The sequence below is a fragment of the Shewanella sp. 0m-8 genome (assembly GCF_052977265.1).
The window spans coordinates 1-15,778 of sequence record NZ_JBRIMB010000015.1 but is presented as its reverse complement, the minus strand read 5'-3'; the positions used below and the strand labels follow the sequence as shown (position 1 = coordinate 15,778).

General features: G+C 45.1%; 18 protein-coding genes. 17 read left to right on the top strand and 1 reads right to left on the bottom strand.

Annotated elements, in window-relative coordinates; genetic code table 11:
* Nucleotides 1-3: 3 nt before the first annotated feature.
* Genes flgH through ACVBIO_RS09610 form a run of 6 tightly spaced genes read left to right on the top strand, consistent with a single transcriptional unit; the run spans nt 4 to nt 5,656 of the window.
* Nucleotides 4-678 (top strand): flagellar basal body L-ring protein FlgH, encoded by a 675-nt coding sequence (gene flgH, locus ACVBIO_RS09635; protein WP_447164200.1) that lies wholly within the window; start codon nt 4-6, stop codon nt 676-678.
* A gap of 37 nt (nt 679-715) precedes the next feature.
* Nucleotides 716-1,846: a flagellar basal body P-ring protein FlgI gene (locus ACVBIO_RS09630; protein ID WP_447172480.1), complete on the top strand. Its 1,131-nt coding sequence runs from the start codon at nt 716-718 to the stop codon at nt 1,844-1,846.
* Nucleotides 1,846-2,259: a rod-binding protein gene (locus ACVBIO_RS09625; RefSeq protein WP_447164201.1), complete on the top strand. Its 414-nt coding sequence runs from the start codon at nt 1,846-1,848 to the stop codon at nt 2,257-2,259. Before ACVBIO_RS09630 ends, ACVBIO_RS09625 begins: the two co-directional genes overlap by 1 nt.
* Before the next feature lie 51 nt (nt 2,260-2,310).
* On the top strand, nt 2,311-3,684 hold the full coding sequence (flgK, locus tag ACVBIO_RS09620) for a flagellar hook-associated protein FlgK (RefSeq protein ID WP_447160998.1): 1,374 nt from the start codon (nt 2,311-2,313) through the stop codon (nt 3,682-3,684).
* A gap of 10 nt (nt 3,685-3,694) precedes the next feature.
* Nucleotides 3,695-4,612: a flagellar hook-associated protein FlgL gene (gene flgL, locus ACVBIO_RS09615; RefSeq protein ID WP_447160997.1), complete on the top strand. Its 918-nt coding sequence runs from the start codon at nt 3,695-3,697 to the stop codon at nt 4,610-4,612.
* A gap of 24 nt (nt 4,613-4,636) precedes the next feature.
* On the top strand, nt 4,637-5,656 hold the full coding sequence (locus ACVBIO_RS09610; protein ID WP_447172479.1) for a hypothetical protein: 1,020 nt from the start codon (nt 4,637-4,639) through the stop codon (nt 5,654-5,656).
* A gap of 72 nt (nt 5,657-5,728) precedes the next feature.
* On the opposite strand, the gene fliB is transcribed toward ACVBIO_RS09610, so the two are convergent.
* Nucleotides 5,729-6,904: a flagellin lysine-N-methylase gene (gene fliB / locus ACVBIO_RS09605; RefSeq protein ID WP_447172478.1), complete on the bottom strand. Its 1,176-nt coding sequence runs from the start codon at nt 6,902-6,904 to the stop codon at nt 5,729-5,731.
* Nucleotides 6,905-7,150: 246 nt separating this feature from the next.
* Between fliB and ACVBIO_RS09600 the strand changes: the two genes are divergently transcribed.
* The 11 genes from ACVBIO_RS09600 (at nt 7,151) to ACVBIO_RS09550 (ending at nt 15,290) form a co-directional block, all read left to right on the top strand.
* Nucleotides 7,151-7,957 carry a flagellin N-terminal helical domain-containing protein gene (locus ACVBIO_RS09600; protein ID WP_447172477.1) on the top strand — a complete coding sequence of 269 codons (807 nt, stop codon included), beginning with the start codon at nt 7,151-7,153 and terminating at the stop codon, nt 7,955-7,957.
* Between the two features lie 293 nt (nt 7,958-8,250).
* Complete coding sequence (gene fliD / locus ACVBIO_RS09595) at nt 8,251-9,636, top strand: flagellar filament capping protein FliD (RefSeq protein ID WP_447169593.1); 1,386 nt, start codon at nt 8,251-8,253, stop codon at nt 9,634-9,636.
* Between the two features lie 14 nt (nt 9,637-9,650).
* On the top strand, nt 9,651-10,031 hold the full coding sequence (fliS, locus tag ACVBIO_RS09590; protein ID WP_447160992.1) for a flagellar export chaperone FliS: 381 nt from the start codon (nt 9,651-9,653) through the stop codon (nt 10,029-10,031).
* On the top strand, nt 10,000-10,326 hold the full coding sequence (locus ACVBIO_RS09585) for a hypothetical protein (RefSeq protein WP_447169594.1): 327 nt from the start codon (nt 10,000-10,002) through the stop codon (nt 10,324-10,326). The genes fliS and ACVBIO_RS09585 overlap by 32 nt, the downstream gene beginning before the upstream one ends.
* Complete coding sequence (locus ACVBIO_RS09580; RefSeq protein WP_447172476.1) at nt 10,319-11,449, top strand: flagellar hook-length control protein FliK; 1,131 nt, start codon at nt 10,319-10,321, stop codon at nt 11,447-11,449. The genes ACVBIO_RS09585 and ACVBIO_RS09580 overlap by 8 nt, the downstream gene beginning before the upstream one ends.
* 14 nt (nt 11,450-11,463) lie before the next feature.
* Nucleotides 11,464-11,919, top strand: a complete 456-nt coding sequence (locus ACVBIO_RS09575; RefSeq protein WP_447160989.1) for a flagellar basal body-associated FliL family protein — start codon at nt 11,464-11,466, stop codon at nt 11,917-11,919.
* 11 nt (nt 11,920-11,930) lie between these two features.
* Nucleotides 11,931-12,653 carry an RNA polymerase sigma factor FliA gene (locus tag ACVBIO_RS09570; protein WP_447160988.1) on the top strand — a complete coding sequence of 241 codons (723 nt, stop codon included), beginning with the start codon at nt 11,931-11,933 and terminating at the stop codon, nt 12,651-12,653.
* Between the two features lie 14 nt (nt 12,654-12,667).
* The gene (gene motA / locus ACVBIO_RS09565) at nt 12,668-13,525 is read left to right on the top strand and encodes a flagellar motor stator protein MotA (protein ID WP_447160987.1); all 858 of its coding nucleotides are present in this window, start codon (nt 12,668-12,670) and stop codon (nt 13,523-13,525) included.
* Nucleotides 13,525-14,535 carry a flagellar motor protein MotB gene (locus ACVBIO_RS09560; RefSeq protein ID WP_447164204.1) on the top strand — a complete coding sequence of 337 codons (1,011 nt, stop codon included), beginning with the start codon at nt 13,525-13,527 and terminating at the stop codon, nt 14,533-14,535. Before motA ends, ACVBIO_RS09560 begins: the two co-directional genes overlap by 1 nt.
* On the top strand, nt 14,520-14,960 hold the full coding sequence (locus ACVBIO_RS09555) for a hypothetical protein (protein WP_447160985.1): 441 nt from the start codon (nt 14,520-14,522) through the stop codon (nt 14,958-14,960). The genes ACVBIO_RS09560 and ACVBIO_RS09555 overlap by 16 nt, the downstream gene beginning before the upstream one ends.
* 45 nt (nt 14,961-15,005) lie before the next feature.
* Nucleotides 15,006-15,290 carry a hypothetical protein gene (locus ACVBIO_RS09550; protein WP_447160984.1) on the top strand — a complete coding sequence of 95 codons (285 nt, stop codon included), beginning with the start codon at nt 15,006-15,008 and terminating at the stop codon, nt 15,288-15,290.
* Nucleotides 15,291-15,778 lie beyond the last annotated feature (488 nt).

Below are 15,778 nucleotides of genomic sequence, written 5' to 3'. Positions count from 1 at the left end.
AGCATGCAATCACTATGGCTAAGCTTTTGCGTAGGCTTAACATTACTGCTATCAGGCTGTGTCGCGCACATCCCCGAACCAGATACCGCACCAGGAAACCCAGAGTGGGCGCCGCCAGAAATTGATTACAGCCTACCACCAGCTGAGAACGGCAGTGTTTATCGTCCAGGCTTTATGTTGACGCTATTTAAAGATAAGCGCGCCTATCGTGAGGGTGACATTCTCACCGTGGCGCTGGATGAAAAAACCTATTCGAGTAAACGCGCCGACACTAAAACCAGTAAATCAGGCGGTGTATCAATTGACGGCCAAGGCACTACGGGCACAAGCAGTATTGCTGGCAGCGGTGAAGCCAATATGGGGCGCTCTTTTAACGGTACAGGTTCAAGCACTCAACAGAACCAGTTATCAGGATCTATCACGGTGACCGTCGCTAAGGTACTACCTAATGGCGCTTTGCTGATCCGCGGCGAGAAGTGGTTGCGTTTAAACCAAGGCGATGAGTACCTGCGTTTACTCGGGCTAATCCGCGCCGACGATATTGGCAACGACAACACCATTTCATCACAACGTATCGCCGATGCACGAATCATTTATGGTGGCCAAGGCGCTATCTCAGATAGTAATCGCATGGGCTGGGCCGCTCGCTACTTCAATAGCCCTTGGTTTCCCTTGTAATCGTTTGTTTGAATATTCAAAAGTCAGGATTGTGTGAATGAAAAAAATAGCCATCTTTATGCTCAGTATGTTGCTCGGCTTATCACCTTTACTTCCAGTTATGGCACAGGTTCAGCACCGCTATCTGATGGATATTGTCGATGTGCAAGGGATCCGTGACAACCAACTCGTTGGTTATGGTCTAGTCGTGGGTCTAGACGGTACAGGTGACCGTACTCAAGTCCGCTTTACCAGTCAGTCTATCGTTAACATGCTTAAACAATTTGGGGTGCAGATTGATGACAAGACCGACCCGAAACTGAAAAACGTCGCCGCGGTTGCGGTTCACGCCACCGTACCGCCACTAGCAAGCCCTGGACAAACATTAGATATTACCGTGTCATCACTCGGTGATGCTAAAAGCCTACGTGGCGGTACGCTATTGATGACGCCAATGCGCGCCGTCGATGGCGAAGTTTATGCCGTCGCTCAAGGCAACTTAGTTGTCGGTGGTGTTTCGGCACAAGGACGCAACGGCAGCTCAATCACTATTAATGTACCGACGGTCGGGAACATACCTAACGGTGCTCTGTTAGAAGCTGCAATGCACAGTAGCTTTAATGAAAACGAGCACATTGTCCTTAACTTAATCGACCCTAGTTTTAAAACTGCCCGCAATATTGAGCGTGCAGTCAACGAGCTATTCGGCCCCGATGTCGCTGAAGCCGATAGCAGCGCAAAGGTAATCGTACGAGCGCCTAGCTCGAACCGCCAACGCGTCACCTTTATGTCTATGTTGGAAGAGCTGCAAATTGAGCAAGGTCGTAAATCCCCACGAGTGGTATTTAACAGCCGTACCGGCACCGTGGTTATGGGCGGCGATGTGGTGGTACGTAAAGCTGCTGTCAGTCATGGCAACCTCACAGTGACCATTGTTGAACAAGAGTTTGTTAGCCAACCTAATGGGGCCTACCTAGGCCAAGCACAGGGTGAAACGGTTGTAACAAACGACAGCAAAGTCAATATTGATGAAGGCAATAGCCATATGTTCGTCTGGCCTGAAGGTACCGCCCTCAATGATATTGTTCGCGCAGTAAATAGTTTAGGGGCCTCCCCGATGGATCTAATGGCAATATTACAAGCGCTAAACGAAGCGGGCGCGCTTGAAGCCGAATTAGTGGTGATTTAATGAAACTCGACAATAACCATAGTTACCTCAATCAACTCGATGCGGGTGAACTAATTAAAGCAAACGGTGAACACGGTGCCCTTAAACTTGTTAGCCAACAGTTTGAAGCCCAGTTTTTGCAAACCGTCTTAAAACAGATGCGTAGCGCCTCCGATGTAATGGCCGATAAAGACAGCCCGCTCTCTTCACAAAATGATGGTATGTACCGTGACTGGCATGATGCCGAGCTCGCTGGACGCTTAAGTCAGATGCAAAACACCGGGCTTGCGGAGGTGATGACTAAACAATTGTCAGCGGGACTTAAGTCTGAGCCTGAGATGGTCGCCTCTAATAATCAATCGAATGGCACTCCCAATACAGTTGCGATGCAACCCGCTTTAATATTGCCATTTATGACTAAACCGCAAGAGTAAATGACGCTGCTGATTAGCCATCATTTAAAACGATAGAGATAAGGATTCAAGATGAGCATGCTCAACATTGGTATGTCGGGGCTTAATGCCAGCATGGCAGCCCTAACAGCCACTTCCAATAACGTCACCAATGCCATGGTGCCAGGATATTCTCGTCAGCAAGTGATGCTTAGCTCTGTTGGTAATGGTGTCTACGGCAGTGGTTCAGGCGTGATGGTCGACGGTGTGCGCCGGATATCGGATCAATATGAAGTCGCGCAGTTATGGAACACCACCAGCAACCTAGGCTTTGCTCAGACTCAATCGAGCTATTTAGGCCAAGTAGAGCAGATTTTTGGCTCAGAAGGTAACAGTATTTCAGCCGGTCTAGACCTATTATTTGCCTCACTAAACTCGGCGATGGAACAGCCTAGCGAGATAGCTCATCGCCAAGGTGTACTCAACGAAGCTAAAGCGCTGACTCAACGTTTCAACTCCATTAGTGAAGGCTTGAACTCTCAAGTAAGTCAAGTTGAAGGCCAGATTGGCGCCTCAGCTAAAGAGATCAACGCTCAACTAAAAACTATCGCGAGCTTTAACGCTGAAATACAATCATCAAACGCTTCTGGCAACGTGCCTTTAGAGTTACTCGATGCGCGAGATGCCGCTATCGATGATCTGTCAGCGATTGTAGATATCAATGTGGTTGAAGACTCTAGTGGCATGATCAACATCTCGCTAGCCCAAGGTCAGCCTCTGTTATCTGGCACTATTGCCTCAAAGGTCCAGGTTACTCCCGATCCGGCTAATCCCAAGTTTAGTCAGCTAAGCATTCAGTTCGGACAATCGAGCTTTCCACTTGATGAAACCGCCGGTGGTAGCTTGGGCGCACTGATCGACTATCGTGATAATAGCATGGTCGACTCGATGGCTTTCATCGATGAGCTGGCCATGGCCATGGCTGATGAATTTAATGCCGTGCTTGCTGGCGGTACCGATTTAAATGGTAATACACCAACCCAAAACTTGTTCACTTACGACCCAACAAACCCAGCAGGTAGTCTAAAGATGACTGCGGGGTTTAACGCTGACATGCTGGCTTTTGGTAAAGACGGGACACCTGGGGATAACAGCAACCTTAAGGAACTGGTCGAAATCGCTAACAAGAGTTTTACCTTTAGCTCCATGGGTGTCGATACCACCATGGGCGATGCGTTCGCCAGTAAGATTGGAGAGCTAGGTTCAGCCTCTCGCCAAGCTAAGATGTCTAAAGACACGGCTGAAACCCTCCAACTTGAAGCCCAAAAACAATGGGCCAGCACCAGTGGCGTTAATATGGATGAAGAGGGCGTTAACCTCATCATCTATCAGCAGTCTTACCAAGCCAATGCCAAAGTTATCTCGACTGCCGATCAGCTATTTCAAACCATTTTGAACAGTATTTAAGGAGCTCTTCATGCGCGTAAGTATGCTTAATCTCTATAGCAGTAATTTACAGAGTCTGCAGAACTCCACTGCCGATATCGCCAGAATCAACGAGATGATGTCCACTGCCAAATCAATTCTACGCCCATCTGATGACCCTATTGGCTCAGTAAGGGTGATGGGCAACGAGCGAGATATGGCTGCGACTAATCAGTACATTAAAAATACCGAGTCGTTAAGTACCAGCTTTAGTCGCTCTGAAACCTATATGTCGAGCATGGTCGAGCTGCAAGGGCGTATGCGTGAAATCACTGTATCAGCCAATAATGGCAGTTTGTCTCCTGAAGATAGAGCGGCTTATGCCGCCGAGATGAACGAGCTACTGGAAGCCTTTGCCGACACCCTTAACGCTAAAGACGAAGCGGGTAACTACCTTTTTTCAGGCAACAAAACTGATACGCCTCCAATCGGTAAAGACGCCAGTGGTAACTATGTTTATCAGGGAGATACCAATACTCGAGAAGTACAAACCTCTGGTTCGTCTTGGATGACAGCGAACAGCACCGCTGCAGATTTTATTTTTTCTAACGGTAGCACCGATATTCTGAATCAAACTAAAGACTTTATCGCAGCACTCGAAGACCCGACGCTTTCCCCTGGCGATCCTGTATTTAGTCAAGCAGCCACCGACATGCAAACTAGCTTAGATGACACTCTGACCAGCATCAGCTCGGCGATCACCGATATTGGTGGCAAGCAGAATACCTTGAGCTTAGTGCAAGCTTCGCACGAAGAACGGGTACTATTTAATAAAGAAGTGATAGGTGAAACTGAAGGCTTAGATTATGCTCAAGCCACAGCGGAGTTCAACTTAAAGCTGACAACCCTAAAAGTGACGCAGCAAACCTTTGTACAGGTATCGCAACTGTCACTTTTTAACCATATATAATTTTAACCAGCTTAAGAGAAGTCAATGCTCAACGGGATTTCAGACGCACTTAATGTACAGCAGCGCAGCCAGACGGTTGCGCCCACTGCTAGCGTGCAGCTACCAGTTAAAGAGCAAACCAAAGCAAACGTTGCTAGCATTCCTACCCACAGATTAGAGAGCTATAGTAAGTGGGCGAAAGTGACACAGGGTCAACATAAGATCAGTGCTTCACAAGTCGCAGAAAAGGGGCTGCAGCAAGTACAAAGCCTACTTAAGCAGTTGCAAGGCCATGGTCAGCAATCCTTGTCGACGAATACAGGGACTGAGCAATTTAGTCGTATTCAGCAGCTACAACAAAAGTTAGCCCAATTAGAGGTAAGCTATCAAGGTAAGCCTCTGATCGATCATCAGCTCAATCTTATCTCGCCCCAAAGACCAGCAAGTCAATACTGCTTTAGCTTGAAATCGGTAGATTTAGCTGCTGTAAAACTCCGAGATGAGCAGCTTAATATGCAAATTGGCAATGAGTCGATAAGAGTTCTATTACCCGCAAATGCTCAACCTATGGAGCTGATTAACCAACTCAATAACGCCTTAAAACCGATAGACATGCAGGCGGTGAGGAATAACGACGGTAAGCTTATCTTCAAGAGCAGTAAGCAGCAATGGCAGCAGGTTCAGTCAGGATTAATGATGACCGGGCAAGGGCAGCGTTTACCCGCCGGTGACGCTAGAACCATCAAGGTCAGTGAGGAGCTTAATTGGCAAGATCCTAGAGAGTGGCGCTTCAACAGCCAAACTGAAATCAAGCAATCTCTGGCCAAAATAGCAAAATTACGCCATAAAGTTGAGTCCCAATTACAAGAGCTCAATGCCAGTCAGCAACACCTCAAGTTGCAACTACAAAAAGTAAACCTTCACAAAGATGCTGGACTTGAACTTGAAGCCACTTTGACTCAAGTATCCGAGCTAATGCAGTCCTCGCCTTTTAGCCTACAAGTGACTTCACTGATGGCACAGGCAAACTTTACCCGTCCTCAGGTATCCGCATTATTATCTTAGTTGAGTGAGGTGAAGCCAAAACCATGGCCTCACAAACTAAACTATCATCGAAAAAACCATGAGCGGAAAAGATTACGATAACAAGGTCAGTATTGAAGCTAAATCATCAAATTTAGCTTCATCTAAAAGATTAATAGCATACTGACTATAGTTGGCTTTATGCTGCCTATTGGTGTGGTAAACCTGAAAACACATGATGATGTCGTGCTCAGACAAGCCATTGTTTTTAGCCGCAATCACGGCTAAATAACAACGCAACATAAAGAAATCTAACAACATCACCCTAAAGGCTTGCGATGGTGTCAGCTTATCAACCTGGGGGAAATTCATATGGTAAAAGTAATAAAGCAGATAACGACTAAATAACTCTTGTTGGTCACCTATTGTAGGTTCAGCTATCTCTTTCCAAGCTTGATTAATACTGCTCATACTAATGTTTTTACGCTCATCTGCCATTGAGCAAATAGCTTGGTTTATTAGCTCAAACCGACTCCGACCTCGCCTCACTTTATTGGTATTCAACCACAATTGAATGGAGGTAAATGCATGCATTTGGTGTGTATCTGTATCTTGATTAAAGCCCTCGAAATGCTGCTTAAGCTGACCGTTATCACTTAAAATAACAAGCTGCTGAAACATACTATCGAGAGCACTACTTTCAACTTCCCCTTTAGCCGCTTTATCTGCAGTATTCATCAAAATACCGATAGCGGTAAGACCGAGTTCCAGCGGTTGTTCAGGCTTTAAGAGTAATTGAATTGAATAATCATAAGCTTTTTGGGCCCAAAGTGGTGTCGCCTTGTAGCCACGATGATGATTAATTGCTGTTCGCTGCAAACTAAATGCATCGGGTCGAAGCAAAATATTTCTCGCTGCCTCAGGGCAAGATAATGATAGGCTGTCATAGCGATCCCCACCCCTCATATGCGACATTCTTGGATAGGTCTTGCAAGTATTACTCAGCAATGCCTCCCCGGCCTTAGCATGAATTTGGCAGAGTTTATTGTCATCTAAAAAGCCACATGCCCCCTCTTCATTCAATACCGCTTGAGCCCACACCTGATCACTCTTTTTGACCTTTTTCAGTGCCGTTTTAGCCAAAACCTTAAGCTCGCTATGTGCCAAGGTTTTTTTATAGCTCTGCTTATCAATATGGATATTCCAGCCATAACAGCAACTGTCTTCACACTCGCCGCCAATACAGCTGAAGTTAGTGACGAAACTGGGTCTAATGAGTGAATGCTTCATTATTGCTCTCTTTATTATCAAGTTTTGGCCAAGCCTAGATATGCTTATTAAGAGCGACCAAAACACCGATTAACTAAAGTCTTTTTTGTCATTCACCAATTATAATTAAAAATATTTAATCCTTAATATTCATACGGATACACTTAAAGCAACAAATTAAATCACCAATTGCTTTCAGTTTTCATTTAGCGCGTCGTTTTAAGATTATAGAAACCAAACAATCAGTAAAACTCAAAGGAATATCCTATGTTATCTGTAATGACTAACAACGCGTCTAACATCGCTCAAAATGCTGTCACTAAAAATAACGACCTACTTAGCAACGCTATGGAGCGTCTATCTACAGGTCTTCGCATCAACAGTGCGGCTGACGATGCTGCGGGTCTACAGATCGCATCTCGCTTAAACGCTAACGTAACCGGTATGGAAGCGGCAAACCGTAACGTATCTGACGCAACTTCTATGCTACAGACTGCCGATGGCGCATTAGACGAGTTAATGACTATTGCTAACCGTCAAAAAGAACTAGCAACACAAGCGGCTAACGGCGTGAACTCTGCAGAAGATATTACTGCTATCGGTACTGAATATGCTGCACTAAACGAAGAAGCACAGCGCATCATTTCAGATACTGAATATAGCGGCAACGCACTGTTCGCTACTCTAGATACCGGCGTAGATTTCCAGATTGGCGCATCAGGTGGCGAGACACTAACGGTAACATCTACTGTTGTGGCTAATGCTACCTTCAAAGGTACAATTACAGACCAAGCATCTGCTGTAACTGAAATCGACAACGCTACAGCTATGATCGATGCCGTTGCTGCTGAGCGTTCTAACCTAGGTGCTAGCATTAACCGCCTAGGTCACACAGCATCTAACCTAACTAACGTTACCGAAAATACTAAAGCGGCTGCTGGTCGTATCATGGACACCGATTTTGCGGTAGAAACGGCAGCGATGACCAAAAACCAGCTACTCGTTCAAGCCGGTACTAACATCCTGTCTTCTTCAAACCAAAACACTGGTTTGGTTATGGGTCTATTGGGCTAATCTTCCCCCCATTCTCCCAACTTTCTATCAAGGGCCTTCTGGCCCTTTTTTTTGGCAACAAATTCCCCGCAAAACTTCAGTGCCCCTAGCTTGAGGTCGCCTTACTTATTACATGGTTGTAGTGAACATAGTGCAATAGTCGCAAGCGGAAGCAGTACTTCCCTTTAAGCGTTAGTAACGGAAGGAAAGTTAATCCGCCACATGCAGCTAAAGATTTAAAGAACATGTAAAACATATACTTAACTATTGGCACAAAGATTGCCATTTGCATTACAGCAAGATTGGAGGATCAAATGATTTCAGGTATGGGTGGCGCCTCATTCGCCGAACAGCTTATCGTCGCAGAACGCATGGGTAAAGATCAGATATTTGAAAGCAATATGACCAAATATGAGTCGCAACTCGATGCCTATAAGATCCTCGAGCGTAGTCTAAATAGCATGACCAGCAAACTAGAGACAATTGATGGTGACGCTTTCGAGAGCAAAACCTCAACCATTAGTGATGATAATGCCTCAATCACGGTCGAAAGTGGCGCACCTACCGGTAACTATGATCTGCATGTTAAGCAACTAGCCCAGGCACACCAATTAACCAAGAGCTTTGCCAGCGAAACTGAAGTCCTACCGACAACGGGCATGCTAAGCATTCAAGTTGGTCCTAGCGCAGCTGACACCATAGAGATCGACATGGCAGTGCTCAATGCCGATGGCACAAAGACTGTTACCGACCTACGGGATGCCATCAATAACCATTCAGCTAACCCGGGAGTGCAAGCATCTTTGGTCAGAACGGGTGGCCAAGTCGAATTGATGCTGACCTCAAAAGAGACGGGTGAAGCAAACGCCATTGACGTCAAGATGGACGGTGCAGACTGGGGCATGACCGAACGAAAAGCGGCGCAAGATGCGCTGGCGACCCTTAACGGCATAGATATTCAGAGCAGCAGTAACAATTTAACTAACGTTATTGATGGTGTCTCTATTGAACTTAATAAAGTCCACGCAGTAGGTGAAAGCAGTAGCATTAAGATCAAATCTGATACTGACTCCAGCGAACAAGCAATTGAAGATTTTGTTGATATTTTCAATGACTTGATGGACGAAATAAATAAGTTAACTCGCTCCATGGGCAGTGAAGCCTTAGATGATCTTAATAATGAGAATGACGATAACAGCGACAGTGATGAAGATGAAGATAAAGACGAAGATGATGACTTCAACTCTTCAATTACCGAAGATCAGCTAGGCGTACTCAAGGGTGATTCGAGTATTCGAATGCTGCAACAGAATATGCGTGATGCCATTTTTGATGCTGCGCCAAACGGTATGCGTCTATCTGACATCGGTGTAGAAATGGGCCGTGACGGCAAACTCGACATTGACAAAGATAAGTTATCTAAAGCACTAAAAGATGATCCTGACGCGATACAAGCCATGTTTACCGATTCTGGCAGCTATATAGACAGGCTCGATACCATCATCGACCCCTTCACCAAGTTCCAAGGCTCGATGGATCTCAAGCAAGACAACCTTGAGAAACAGATCGAGAGAGTCGAAACCAGTATGGATACTCACGACAGACAGATGGAACAAAGGTATCAAATTTATCTGGCTCAATTTACCGCAATGGAAGCCACTATTAGCCAACTCAACTCAGCTAGCGCACTGTTTTATTAAGGAAATACTAAAAAATGTTGAACGAGCACGATCCCTTTAATGCTTATAAGCAAACCTCTTTGAATGCTAGAGCCGCAGCTGCGAACCCTCACGAGATGGTACGAATGCTTCTCGACGGTCTATTAGAAGAGATCCAGCGTGCTAGCGGCTTTATGCAGCGCAGGAGCTTTGAAGATAAAGGTCAGAGTATCAACAAGTGCCTCAATATTGTGCATGGACTCGATTCCATGCTCGATATCGAAAATGGCGGCGAAGTGGCCACAGGGCTAAACCGTCTTTATGACTATTGCAGTCGCCAGCTGGTAATCGCAAGTGTTGAAAACAGCGTTACCGCCCTAGAACCCATTACCAAGGTAATTACCGATGTCAGAGCAGGTTGGGACAATCTCAATTGAGCAGTGGCAACAGTTTGAAAAAGCGCTGCAATTCTATGCGAGCACTCAAAACTGGGAAAAACTGGTCATAGTGAATAACAAGATGACTGCTGCACTAAAAATGGCTGGCAAACCAAGTAGTCGATCGCAACTACTTGCGCGTCAATCCTTGGCTAACACCCATCAAAAAATACTTAAACAACTCGCGCAAGCTCAAGACGAACTGAAACAAGAGATGAGTCAATTTAAACAGCAACAAGATGGCCTAGCCGCCTACCAACTGACCTGCGTCAGTGGTGGAGTAAACAATGACTAGCCCTGTACTTCCAAGCACATTTGTCAGCGCATCGACAAACTCTACACAGTCAAGTGCAATAAGGGCCCACGGCGCTAGCCATTACTCTGAGGAGGCCGAGCTACCTAGCGGATCAGAGCCTTTACTGTTTTCGCTAATTCAGCCGTTGCAGCAATCACTTTCTGGTACTGTGCCAGCAATTTCTGCTGGCACAGTAAGCGATCTGAGCCAGCCATTGGGCCAACTACAGCAGCAAACGGCCTATAGCAACACGCAGCTATCAATCGACTCATTCACACAAGCGGCTAGCAATCCGTCGATAGAACATAAAGGCCATTACAGCGCGACATTTCCGCTTAACCAACAAACATTAAATGCTAATCCATTAGCCACGCATAATGTTAGCCAGGCTATCGCCAACCCTACATCACAGGTCACAACGGCGGTTCAATCAGCTCCATTACATTCAGTTCAGTCCACAGCAATGAAAGAGCTTGTTGCGGGTATAAACGGGACTCAGCCTGCCAATACTCATTTGTCGTTAGCGACTGGTATGCTCAAACCTGATAGCGCTACTCACTATTCAGGCTTTCAAGCTGCCACCCAGCAGGTGTCGAGCACATTTGCTCCGAGCTTGATAGAAAGCGCAGGCATCGACGCTATCGATTCTGCTCAAGCTACTGTCAGCTCTCGTACTCACAACACTGTTGCACAGTGGGGGCCCGTTTCGGTATCGCAGTCTGCGCCCTTACTGCAGCAGAGCCACGAAATGCTTTCGCCACTTAGAGAACAACTAAGGTTCCAAATCGATCAACAGATCAAACAAGCTGAAATTAGGCTCGACCCGCCAGAGCTCGGCAAGATTGAACTTAATGTGCGCCTAGATGGTGATCGGCTACATATTCAAATGCATGCAGCTAACCCCTCAGTAAGAGATGCCCTATTAATGGGACTCGATCGACTTCGGGCTGAATTAGCCATGGATCATGGTGGACAAATTGATGTTGATATTAGCCAAGGTGAGTCGCAACAGAAGCAACCACCGGGCTCATCTCAATCGGCGATAGCGGCTGAAAGTTTTCATGAGGCCCAACATTCAACCGCTGATACATCTCAACAAGATCAGGTTGATCTACTCGCATAACTAAGGAACAACTTATGCCTTTAACTAAAAACAGCAGCAAACGGATCAGTCTTTTTCTTTTTATCATTGCATGGACGGCGGGTATTTTTTGGGCTGGTTGGCAATCACCGACACTCATTGGCGGCCCCTTTGTAGAAAAAGAACCAGAAGTTAAATCGGCACAATTCTATCCATTAGATAAGTTTGTCATCTCTATTCCAGGAGATGAATACCCTCACTATTTATTACTAGAAATGGCATTTAAAAGCCGCTCAAATAATGTCGCAAGCATCATTGAGCAAGCCGACCCAGTTATCAAAAATTCATTAATGAAGATGTTCTCAAACAAACATTTCAATGAACTTAATAGTGCAAAACAATTTGAGCCCCTACAACAAGAAGCTCATAACGTGTTATCTGCAGTACTGGAAGAAAATAACTTCGCCATCGAACTTGATGACGTACTGTTTACTCGCATGGTTATTCAATAAAGGCCTATGCTATGAATGCTGCACAATCTGCCTATCAAGAAGTGTCTGAAGATATCGCTGTCAACCGTCTATCCGAGAGTAAGGTGATGGTGCAATATCTACCTTTAGTAAAGCGCTCCGTATCGCAACTAAGAAGCCATTGTGGCTCTGTTCTGGCCATTGAAGATATGGAGCAGATAGGCATGATGGCATTACTAGAGGCAGCTAGGCGTTACCCTGGAGAATATGATAATGGCTTCCTTTCTTTTGCGGGCCAGCGGATCCGCGGCGCGATTTTAGATGAGCTACGCCGCCAAGATTGGCGACCGCGGCCTGTAAGACAGCAAGCTCACGAACTTAACGACACCGTGCGTCAGCTCACCCGCTTATTGGAAAGAGAGCCAAGTGACAAAGAGGTCGCTGAAGCCATGGGATTGAGTGAAACAGAATACCGAGAGCGCTTATTTGCCTCCCAGTCAGAATCGATGCGCAGCCTAGATGAACTCATAAGCGAAGGCGGAAACTTTGTCGATAACAATGACATATTGGAGCAATTTTCAGCAAAAGAGTGTTTATTCCAAGCTATTTCAAAATTAAACAAAAGAGAACAGCTGATCCTGTCGCTTTACTATCAACATGAACTCAATTTAAAAGAAATTGCCGCAACCTTGGGACTGACTGAAACGCGTATTTGCCAGCTGCACAAACAAGCAGTCAAACAGCTTCAGAACATCTACAAACAATGGGAACGGTAAGCAGGTGAGGTAGTATGAGTAAACTGTTTGGGCTAGTAATAATTCTCTTGTCAGTTTTTGGTGGATATGTGTGGGCAGGGGGAGCATTAATTTCCCTTTGGCAACCAGCCGAAATCCTGATTATCTTTGGTGCAGGTATCGGTGCGCTTATTATCGCTAACCCTAAGCCGGTTCTGAAAGAGATGTCTCAGCAGCTCAAAGATCTAGTAAAGGTCGAACAAGAAGACCCTGACCTTTACCCGCAACTATTTGGTTTAATGAACATGTTAATGTCACAGATCCAGTCTCAAGGGCTGCGAGTACTGGATGACCATGTCGAAAAACCAAGAGAGAGCTCACTGTTCTTAATGTATCCAGCGGTACTTGAACACCCTAACGTGCTTAACTTCCTCATTGATAACCTGAGATTACAATCAATAGGTAAGCTATCTCCTCATGATCTAGAACATATGCTCGAAGAAGAGATCCACCGCATAGATGAAGATAGAATGCGTCCTTCCCATGCACTCGGTAAAGTCGCAGAAGCCATGCCAGGCTTCGGTATTCTTGCCGCGGTAATGGGGATTATCATCACCATGTCGAATATCGATGGCCCAATCACGATGATTGGTGTAAAAGTTGCCGCCGCGCTGGTTGGAACCTTTATCGGGATCTTCGCTTGTTATTGCATATTTGACCCCCTTGCCAAGGCAATGGAGCATTTAGTCGAACGTCAATCGGCCCAGATGCGATGCGTAGCAGCGATGCTAACCGCCTTCGCTAAAGGCAAACCACCAATGCTTGCTATCGATGCTGGACGTAAACAGATCCAAAGTGAAAACCGTCCAACCTTTATCGAACTTGAACGTTGGTTGGTGGAGCAAAAAAGCTAATGGCAATTAGACCTGAGCCTATCGTCATTAGACGCAAAAAGCGCTCCAAGGCTAAAGCCGGTCATGGTGGCGCTTGGAAAGTGGCATTTGCTGACTTTACCTTAGCCATGATGGCGCTATTCATGGTTTTATGGATCATGCAGATAGCCGATCAGCAAGAACGTACTATGATAGTGCAATACCTTAATGGTGATCTTTACGATAATGGCTCAATTAACCCTTTCAACTTAAGTGGTGCACCTTCGATGCTCGACTTTCAAGGGAGTATAGCTATACAACAAGCCGTATTACCTGCAAGCTCTAGTGGCGTTGAACGCAGTGGCCCAGCTATGCATAACCGTATTCCACAAGGTACTGAAAATGCTAAAGCTGGAAAAGGGCCAGAGCTAAACTCCTTGGTTCCTGGTAAGTTTGAAACTCAAGCACAGCTTGAATTCTTAGCAAAAGAAATCGACAAGGTAATCACAGATGTGAGCATGGGCGCCAATGTTGAGCTGCAAGTCGTCCCGCAGGGGGTGCGCATCTTAATGCACGATAATATAAATCAGTTTATGTTCACCCGTGGTAGTGCGGAGATGAAAACTTACTTTGAAGATCTGCTAATGGCCCTTGGCCCACTACTTAGTCAGGTAGAAAATAAGATCACCATTTCAGGCCATACTGATTCAAGCCCTTATGCCGGTAAGACATTCACCAACTGGGAACTATCCAGTAATCGCGCTCTTTTAGCGAGGCGGGTACTTGAATATGGCGGCCTTAAGCGTAATCAAATCATTCAGGTAACAGGCATGGCAGACCAGGCCCCGTACATCATTGATGATACTGCAGCTGCTGCAAATAGGCGTATTGAAGTGTTAGTCATGACCTCTGATGCTGAAAATCAACTACGACAAATGATGGGACAGCCAATACAGCCAGCAACCCCGGATGATAACGTCCAGCAAGCCAAAAACATTGCCGAAGCCAATCAACCACGGACGAGATACCCGCAGCTATGGACGAGCCAATAGTTACAGTCGGTGAATTTATTCCTGCGGATAAAGAAGTAAAGATACAGAAACCAGGAAAAGAAAGCCGACAATACGTAAGAATGAGCCTAAGAGATAATGACCAACAAGATATACTTTTCGCCAGTGACGGCGTTACGGTTTCTCTATTAAAAAAAGGTTACTTGCTAAGTAAGAAGCTTGGTATCGCTAACATAAAAAATATTGGCTTAGGAGGCGCAGGGCTGATTAGTCGCAGTAACTTAAAGGCCAAACAAACTATCTACATATCCATTGATGGCGAAGACTTTCCAATTCAAGTGATGCATGTAGAAAATATTAGTCATAAGCTTAATTTTATTGGCGCTAAATGGGCGCTACAGGAAGAAGAACAAATACTTTATATTATCAATAAAATCTATAGTTTAAGTCGGTCACCACGTAAGTAGTGGTTTAAATAAATTAGGTATTCAGTGACGAATAAGGAGATCACAATGCCTGCTTCATACGAGCGCAAAGGACCCGATGCCTTACAAAAGCTTTTCCTATATTTAATCTTGTTCGATTGGATTATCTTAATCTATTTGATTGTAGAGATTAAACAGATGTCATTCCAGCATGGTGCAACAACTTCAGTCATCGTAGCCATGTTTAACTTATTACTGGTTAACCTATGCTTTAGGCGTGCACGTAGAGCAGAAGATGGATATCAGATCTACCCAGTAATAATTGGTGCTTTACTGTCATTTTTTCTTATCGCCTACTTCTTCTTCTTTTAACTCTCCCGTTTAAGCCTAATTCTGCCCGTTACCAATGTAACGGGCTACGCCAACCAACAAGCCGCAACCAAAACCTTTATAGAAGTTCTATTCCCACTAGATTATTTTAAGCAGTATTTACCCTCCATTTTTTAACTATATGTACTTTGATGATGCAAAACTATTCGCTTAAACCACAATCTATAGGTGGCAGTAGTGCTATGTATACAAGATTAGATTCAACCTTAAGCTGTTAAAAAATAATGACCTAAATAACAGTCGCAGCGATTATTTAGCGGTATCTATCGACCAGTATAAGAAATTGATCTACTTAAGGTATTTAGCAAACCAATTTAAGATTAATTAACAATGGAATAATTGCTCCCTTGTGAAGTGCTTCAACGCAAAAGTATAGGCAGGCTAAAACACTCCTTATACCAAACTGGAAAATTAACTGGTCACACTTGCCCAATCCCTAGAACACAATTTTGTCACTCGCTCTGAACTCT